This window comes from Primorskyibacter sedentarius (assembly GCF_004342065.1).
In the GTDB taxonomy this organism is placed as follows: Bacteria; Pseudomonadota; Alphaproteobacteria; order Rhodobacterales; family Rhodobacteraceae; genus Primorskyibacter; species Primorskyibacter sedentarius.
This window is the reverse complement of sequence record NZ_SLZU01000019.1, coordinates 66,848-73,987: the sequence shown is the minus strand read 5'-3', so window position 1 is coordinate 73,987 and position 7,140 is coordinate 66,848. Positions and strand designations below refer to the sequence as shown.

Sequence of the window (7,140 nt, the reverse complement as noted above, 5' to 3'; positions counted from 1 at the left end):
GCGGAACTCGGCCGTGTAGCTCGGGGTATGTTTCTTGTTTGTCATGAGGCTCACCTTTTAAGAGTTTTACTCTCCGGTAAACCCGGGGCGGTTCACTTGAGGCCGAAATCTTTTCCTCATTCGTTGCCATTCACCTCGGGTTTGAACCCCATTTTGATCAGACCGCATCATACGTCGAGGGCTGGCTCAAATGCCTGAAGGCGGACAAGAACGCGATCTTCGCAGCAGCAGCTCAGGCGCAAAAAGCCTTTGACCATGTTCTCGATCTGACGGGTCGCAGCAAGTCCCAACCAGACGAACAAGAGGCCGCATAGGCGGCCCCTGCCCGCTGACCAGATCGGTGGGCGGGAACCTACGCTGGGGGTCAGGAATTAACCTTATGACTTCAATCGGAGGTGAGAGCATGATCCCCGTTCCCCTGTTTCAGTTTGAAATCCTGTGCGCGGTCTATGGCGAGCCATTGGCGCGAACGATGTGGCATCCTCGGCCCCGTGGCTGGTTGTGACCTGAAGGTGTCCAGTTGACCCGGCCGGGAGCGAGCCAGTTCACGTGGCCTTTCTGGATCACCTGTCCCATGGGCCAGCTCCCGACCTGACTAGCTTCGCCGATTGCTCGCCGGACCTAGCGAATTCGACGATCGCTGGCCTGTTGTCTGATGTCAAACCAGCCAATCATTCTGCGCACAGGACGTTATCTAAACTGATGTAGGCTGGCACGCCCCCGAGCCGCCATTGCCGTGGGCTTCAGGCCTTGCCGCAATGTCGGCTCGGGGGCGCGCCGAACCAACGGGAAAATGCACGCGAAAACGCTGTCTGGTCCGAGTATCCCAGCGAGAATGCCACGTCGCTCAGCGAAAGCCTCGACCGTTTCAGCAGCGCCAGCGCCATTGACCGGCGGCACTCGTCGCGAATTTCATGATAAGAGGTCCCTTCTGCCGCCAGAGCCCGGCGCAGCGTCCTTTCCGACAAGCCAAGCTCGCACGCGATGTCCATCTGTCCGATCGAACCTAACCCCATACGGTACAATATCTTCTGGCGGACGCGACACGACACTGGCAAATGTCGCAGATGGCTAGACAACAATTGATCTGGCGCGTCCCAGCTCAAATGCGCCACACGTTCCGTATCCTGCCGGGTCAGGGACAGGCACCGCACCGGGAAGACCAGATAATTTTCGCTTTCGTCGCAGAGCGCATCCGTCCGGTTGTAGCGAGAAATCGAGCAGGTGGCACCGTCGGCCTCATGTTCAAAGCCCACATCCAGGAGCGCGTGCCGGTCCATCCCGAACCGCATGCAGACCGAATGAATGATGCCGAGTGTCAATTCAGCATCCCCCCGTCTTGGCCAGATGTCCGGATCAAGGATGCGATAACCGACCCGCACCTTGTCGTCGGCAATCTCCATCGACAAGGTCGTGTTGCTTTGTACCAGCGGGAGGCCAAGCACGAACTTGCGCAGTGCAGCCCCCAGTGTCGGAGCCTTGGCGATCACCTCTCCTACGACACCAAGGCTTTCGAGCGGCAACTGTTCTCCTTTGAACCACGCTGATTGCGCCCCGCCCGGGCTTGCCCGTCTTTTCTCCAACTTCGTGACGAAGGTACTAAGCGGCACTTCCGCCACGGGACCGCTCGTTTCATCAATAGCAGCGACCGGCCTGTCGAAGACCGACTTTGCGATAGAGGAGGAAATGACCGAAGTATCCATGACGTGGCCCCGAAATTCGCTGCGCCTTTGAAAACAAGCTTCACCGTAGCACATTTTTCAACGCGTCACCGATTCCACAATTCGGATGTGTCGGCACGATGTCTCCTGCCGGATCAACCGGGCGGGGAGATGCTGAAAACTTCAGCAGAATGGCAAGCGGCGTCTCAGCCTGTCCCGACCAGCCTTACACAGGGTTCGCGCATGTCCTCCCCCTGCGTTTCAACCGAAAGATCGACGATCCGGGCGAAGTCCAGCGACCGCACCGGCCCCGCATGGGCGACGAAGATGCACAGGGCATCGGCGAGATGCGCCTCGATTGCCGACAGAATTCGGGCACAACTCTCAGCGTCGATCTCGGAGAAGCTTTCGTCGAAGACGAAGACCTGCGACGACCTCAGAAGCGTGCGTGCCAGCGTAATCCGCTGCCGCATTCCCCCGGACAGGTTGGCACCGGTCTCGTGAAGATCGGTATCGAGCCCGCTCAACCCGCGCGCCCAGCCTGCCAGATCGACCATATCGAGTACGCGCCACAGTGCCGCATCGTCCGGATTGTCGTTTCCGATCTGCAGGTTGTCACGCAGCGTGCCACGGATCAGGCAGGGCCGTTGTGGCAGGTAAGCGACAGCGCGGCGCCGACTGGCCATGCTGAATCCTGCGGTATCCGCCCCGTCGAGCTCGATCCGGCCTTCGGCCAGCGGGGCCTGACCGATGATAGCTGACAGCAGTTGTGATTTCCCGATCCCTGACCGCCCGTCGACGAGCACGCGCGACCCCGCCTTAAGCGTGACGCTGACCGGGGCGTGGGCGCCCGCCTGCCCGCGCGCTCCGATAAAGCCAAGTTGCTGGAAGGCGGGCGGGCACGGCGCGCCCTCTTCGGGGTCAGCAGCATCGCGAACCACCTCGTTTAACCGGGCAAGCGCCACGCGGGCCCGAGATTGTGCATGATACAGCCCCAACAGGTTGCGCAACGGGCCCGCCATCATCGCGGCATACGCCAGAAAAGCCACCAGGGATCCGATCTGCCAATCGCCGCGAATGACCAACCACCCGCCCACCAGCAGGACGGCAGAGCGCATCACTGCTGTCAGCAGCTTGCTGACAGCACCAACGCTTTCGGCCCAAAGCTTCTGCCGGGCCTGCGCATCAAAAAGCGCGCCCTGTTGCGTTTCAAACCCGTCGGCGCGGGTATTCAGCGCGCCAAGAGCCCTTAACCCACCGACCTGAATGAAGGTCTCGGCCAGTTGGCCATTCAGTCCGCCCCGCTCCGTCCGGACGGTCTCGGCCCGGGCCTGTGTGCCGGGGCGCGCCCATGAAAGGAACCACAGTTCGAACGGTGCCGCCAGAAGCGGCAACAATGCAAGCCGCCAGTCCAGCAGGATCATCAGCACGGTCCCGCCTGCCAGCCGAAACAGCGCCGTCACCGCGACCAGCACGGAATCGAACAGAAATTTCTGGATCTCCGCCGTGTCGCCATCAATCCGCGTCTGTACCTCTCCGACCGTTAGGTCAGGCATGGCGGGGTTGCGGTTCAGAGCGCACCCAAGAATGGTCAATCGCAGGTCGCCCAGCATCCGCATCGAAGCGCGCAGATGTTGCATGCTGGTGCAGATACCAAGCGCGACCAAGCCCAGTCCAACCGCGAAACTGACCGCCGCCCAGAAGAGCAGCGCGCCCATGTCGCCGCCCATGATCCCCTGATCGATCACCGCCTTGGTGATCATCGGTGCCGCCAACCCGGCACAGGCGGCAACAAGCGACAGCGCCAGAACAGTCGCCGTGCCAGGCAGTGCCCGCGCCATGACCGGAGTCAGCCAATCTGCGCCGAAGAATACGCGGCGGATCATCAACTCGGACAGGCGCTGGCGGGTCGTCATGCGCTGCGCCTTTCCCGCCCGGCGTAAGCAGCATTGCGCATCAGCGTCGTGATGATGGTCTGTGGCCCGCGAACATGTCCTTCGGACAGCAGCGCAGCCACATGGCCCGTGATCCGAGCCGCCCCAAGGCTCGCTCCCGCCATGCCCTGCCCGCCCCGTTCGGGCGAATTGCACCAGGCACCGAACACGTCGCTGCCCAGATGCGAGACTTCGCTCCAGGTACAGCGCGCATCTCCGGTTGCAGCGATCACACCGGGATATCCCGCTGGGAACGGAGCTTTGCCTTGCGCGGGATGGGCCGCCACCAGCACGACGTCGGCGGCGAGGGATCGGGCAACGGCATCGGCCAGAACGGCCCGATCCGCTGCCAGCCCGAGACTAAAGCAGATCACATCGACCTCCCTCGAAGTCGTCAGCCAGTCAAGCGCCGAGGCCACACGCAGGGCCGATGTGACGGCCCGGTCCTCAAAGACCTGCGCGTGCCGCAGGTGTGCTGCCGGACAAGCGCGGGAGATCACCGCCGCGACGGCACTGCCATGGCCCAGCCGGTCAGGCTGGGCCGGGCAGGCCTGACCGTCGGCATCAAACGCCAGTGCATCGGCGCCATCCAACACAGCCGGTCCGCTGTCGATGATCCCGACCCGGACCATCACTCTTCGCGCTGGAAGATCCGGATACTGGCCAGCGACATGGCGGCGCCATCAGGCATATCGACCTGCCCCTTCTTTTCCAGCGTTTCAGCATCGTAAGCCGCAAGATCCGACAGCGCGCCACCCAGCCAGACGGTCTGGCCGTCCGATGACACGTTCACCGAATAATAGCTGTGCGGCAGCGGCACCCGCTTGATCGGCTCCCCGCTTGTAAGGTCGAAACTTTCCAGCACATTATAGGCGCCGTAGGCACGGGTCCTGTCGGGGTTGGCCGCGGTCGAGAAATAGAACACGTCGAGGGAGCGTACGTCGCGCATCTGCATCTCTCCGCTACGTAGATCCATTGTCAACAGCCCGGTACGATAGGCTTCGGGGTCCTCAAGACTCATGTCACTGCGTGCGGTGTAAAAGGGCGTAACCAGCATGTCGGAGGTTTCGAACTGGCTCCACGCGTCCAGAACGTCCGACGGGTAATAGTTGCTGTCGGTTTTCCAGTCCTGGATCGGATAGTCGTCCACATGTTCGCCAGTTTCTGCGTCGAAGACATGCATCTGTCGTCCGAGCCCATAGATGCGGCTGCCATCGGTGGAGAACATGACCACGGTGATCTGGCGCGGCACCTCAAATGTCTTCACCGTTTCCAGCGACCGCGTGTCAACCAGTGAAATCCGCGTCGGCTGTACCTCGTAGTGAGAAGTCATCAGCTTGACCGGCGTTTCAAACACGGCAAGCTGGCTGCCATCCGGCGCAAGATCCATCCCGAACATCGTCTTGATCCGCGTATCGGCCGTGCTGAGATCGCGACGGGCGACGGTCTCGCCAGTGGTCAGGTCGACCTTGGCAATGCTCTCCGACTTGTTGATCGTGACATAGGCAAACTGTCCAGCTTCATCGACAACCGGTACCATCGGTGTGGGCCCTGCATCTTCAAGCGTGATGACCTTGTCGACGGTCATCGCCTCGGCATCCACGATGACGAGCTTGTCCGGGCGGGCAGGCGCAAGGATGTAATCCTTGGCGGACAGAGGGGCGGCGGCGAGCGAAAAGCTGGCCGCGGCGCAAAGGAACGCGAGGTTGGGTAATTTCATCAGGCTCATCCTTTCGGCTCCGGGAAGACGGATTGAAGGTTGCGCCAGTCTTCCGAGACGTTGTCGGCGCCAGCGCTCCAATCAGGATAGGTATTCAGCGTGTCTGCCACCTGCGCGGGCCACCAGCACGGATCGGCGCAGCCGTAAAGGTCCGCTTCCATCGGCTGGCACAGGTTGGAGACAGCACCGAAGGCGTCAACCTCCCAACCGGGATCAAAAGAGGTGGTGCAGCCGACAAGGCTGTTCATCGCCACGACTTCCTCTTCACGGCCCTCGGCCTGAGCCTCGACAAAGGCTTTCGCCTTCGCATTTGCTGGGGTGAGATGTTTCATCGAGCAATCTCCTTGACGATATCAGAGGCTTCGGGCCGCGACGGCGAATAGCCGGGTTTCGACATTCGGGGTTCAAGCTGCGAACGGAAGAAGTCCGGGTTGGCCTGCATAATCCTGACATAGGATTCGATCCCGAAATCGACCCATTCCCGCATCACATCGCAGTAGTGATAAACCGGCGCGAAGGCATCGCCCTGCCGGGAATAGCTTTCATGGTAGCATCCGCCCGCACAGATCGACCGGATGCGGCAGGTCTTGCAGCCGAATGCCGACCGATCCTGCGCCTTTTCGATGAAATCCGCGAGCTTGGGCACGTCTATACCTGTGTCCACATTGCCGTAGGTCGGCTCGTCCGACCCCACGAAACGGTGACACAGATGCAGGTCGCCTTCTTTGTCGACGGCGAGCATTCCCAGCCCGGCACCGCAGGGCACGGCTTTCTTGGTGCCTTGCGCAATATCGGTCAGCAATTGGTGCATGTTCGAAAAGCCGATATTCTCGCCACGACATGCGGCATCGGTATAGCGGCGCCCCAGTGCTTTCATGTCTTCGAACACCTGCTTCAACGCGCCGTCGTCAAGGTTGAACACGGCAATCGGGCCAGAGGTTGCAGGACCAAAACCCACCTCGGCAAAGCCCAGTTCGTTCTTGAGATGGTCGTGAATGCCGATCACATCCGTGACACCGCGTGTCAGCGTGACGCGCACGCCGACAGGCCGCGCGGTATAGCGGGACAGCAACATGCGGACCTTACGCTCGACCACGTCGTAGGTGCCTTTGCCGCCCACCGTCTTGCGGTTCATGTCGTGCAACGCTTTTGGCCCGTCCATGGAAACGGTCAGCGCAAAGCGATGCTCGTTGAACCAGTCCACCATCTCTTCGGTCAACAGGGTCGCATTTGTGGTCAGGCTGAAATCCACCACCTTGCCCAGTTCCGCCGCGCGCGGTTCTGCATAGGCGACCAGCTCGCGGATCAGTGGCATGTTCGACAAAGGCTCGCCGCCGAAGAATACCACGTTCACCCGGTCACGCTCATGCGCTTGCTTCAAAAGCATTTCGAAACTTTGGCGCGCGGTTTCAAAGGCCATCTTCTCGCCCTTGGACGGGATCGCCAGATCTTCCTTGTAGCAATAGGTGCAGGCCAGATTGCAGCCCGTGTTGACGTTGAGGATGATCGTGGAAAGCGGGATCTCCTCGACCTTCACGATCTTGCGTGCGACCTCTGGTTCCGCGGCATCGCGCAGGATGTCCAGATCCAAAAAGCTCTGGACGCAGTCAGACAGCTCTGACGGCGCATATGTGCTGCCTAACGATGATTGCATCGCACCGGCATCGACCGCCGCGCTGCGTTGAAACAGGTCATAAACATCGCACGACACCTTATCGAGTTCGAACAGTGACGAGCTGGGCACATGCATCAGCATCGCGTGGCCATCCACGTCAACCCGGTGCGCATTGTGCTTGATTAGGGTCAGTTCTCCCATGGTGCCTCC

7 protein-coding genes are annotated in these 7,140 nt (G+C 60.9%); 1 reads left to right on the top strand and 6 read right to left on the bottom strand.

What is annotated here, in order from left to right; genetic code table 11:
- The first annotated feature begins 107 nt into the window (after positions 1-107).
- Positions 108-314, top strand: a complete 207-nt coding sequence (locus tag EDD52_RS18990; protein WP_279389276.1) for a zincin-like metallopeptidase domain-containing protein — start codon at positions 108-110, stop codon at positions 312-314.
- 429 nt (positions 315-743) lie between these two features.
- On the opposite strand, the gene qhpR is transcribed toward EDD52_RS18990, so the two are convergent.
- The 6 genes from qhpR to peaB all read right to left on the bottom strand — a co-directional run bounded on the left by qhpR (position 744) and on the right by peaB (position 7,131).
- The gene (qhpR, locus tag EDD52_RS18985) at positions 744-1,703 is read right to left on the bottom strand and encodes an AraC-like transcriptional regulator QhpR (RefSeq protein ID WP_165907591.1); all 960 of its coding nucleotides are present in this window, start codon (positions 1,701-1,703) and stop codon (positions 744-746) included.
- Between the two features lie 164 nt (positions 1,704-1,867).
- Complete coding sequence (locus tag EDD52_RS18980; RefSeq protein WP_132247911.1) at positions 1,868-3,577, bottom strand: ABC transporter ATP-binding protein; 1,710 nt, start codon at positions 3,575-3,577, stop codon at positions 1,868-1,870.
- Positions 3,574-4,227 carry a subtilisin-like serine protease QhpE gene (qhpE, locus tag EDD52_RS18975; protein ID WP_132247909.1) on the bottom strand — a complete coding sequence of 218 codons (654 nt, stop codon included), beginning with the start codon at positions 4,225-4,227 and terminating at the stop codon, positions 3,574-3,576. Before qhpE ends, EDD52_RS18980 begins: the two co-directional genes overlap by 4 nt.
- Entirely contained in the window at positions 4,227-5,315 is a 1,089-nt protein-coding gene (gene peaD, locus EDD52_RS18970; RefSeq protein ID WP_132247907.1) for a quinohemoprotein amine dehydrogenase subunit beta, read from the bottom strand. The genes qhpE and peaD overlap by 1 nt, the downstream gene beginning before the upstream one ends.
- 5 nt (positions 5,316-5,320) lie before the next feature.
- Positions 5,321-5,647: a quinohemoprotein amine dehydrogenase subunit gamma gene (gene qhpC, locus EDD52_RS18965; RefSeq protein WP_132247905.1), complete on the bottom strand. Its 327-nt coding sequence runs from the start codon at positions 5,645-5,647 to the stop codon at positions 5,321-5,323.
- Positions 5,644-7,131 carry a quinohemoprotein amine dehydrogenase maturation protein gene (peaB, locus tag EDD52_RS18960; protein WP_132247903.1) on the bottom strand — a complete coding sequence of 496 codons (1,488 nt, stop codon included), beginning with the start codon at positions 7,129-7,131 and terminating at the stop codon, positions 5,644-5,646. Before peaB ends, qhpC begins: the two co-directional genes overlap by 4 nt.
- Between the last annotated feature and the right edge of the window lie 9 nt (positions 7,132-7,140).

Bases quoted from the DNA above. Each gene is read 5' to 3' on its own strand.
- qhpR (WP_165907591.1), bottom strand. From the start codon at position 1,703: ATGGATACTTCGGTCATTTCCTCCTCTATCGCAAAGTCGGTCTTCGAC.
- peaD (WP_132247907.1), bottom strand. From the start codon at position 5,315: ATGAAATTACCCAACCTCGCGTTCCTTTGCGCCGCGGCCAGCTTTTCG.
- qhpC (WP_132247905.1), bottom strand. From the start codon at position 5,647: ATGAAACATCTCACCCCAGCAAATGCGAAGGCGAAAGCCTTTGTCGAG.
- peaB (WP_132247903.1), bottom strand. From the start codon at position 7,131: ATGGGAGAACTGACCCTAATCAAGCACAATGCGCACCGGGTTGACGTG.
- qhpE (WP_132247909.1), bottom strand. From the start codon at position 4,227: ATGGTCCGGGTCGGGATCATCGACAGCGGACCGGCTGTGTTGGATGGC.
- EDD52_RS18980 (WP_132247911.1), bottom strand. From the start codon at position 3,577: ATGACGACCCGCCAGCGCCTGTCCGAGTTGATGATCCGCCGCGTATTC.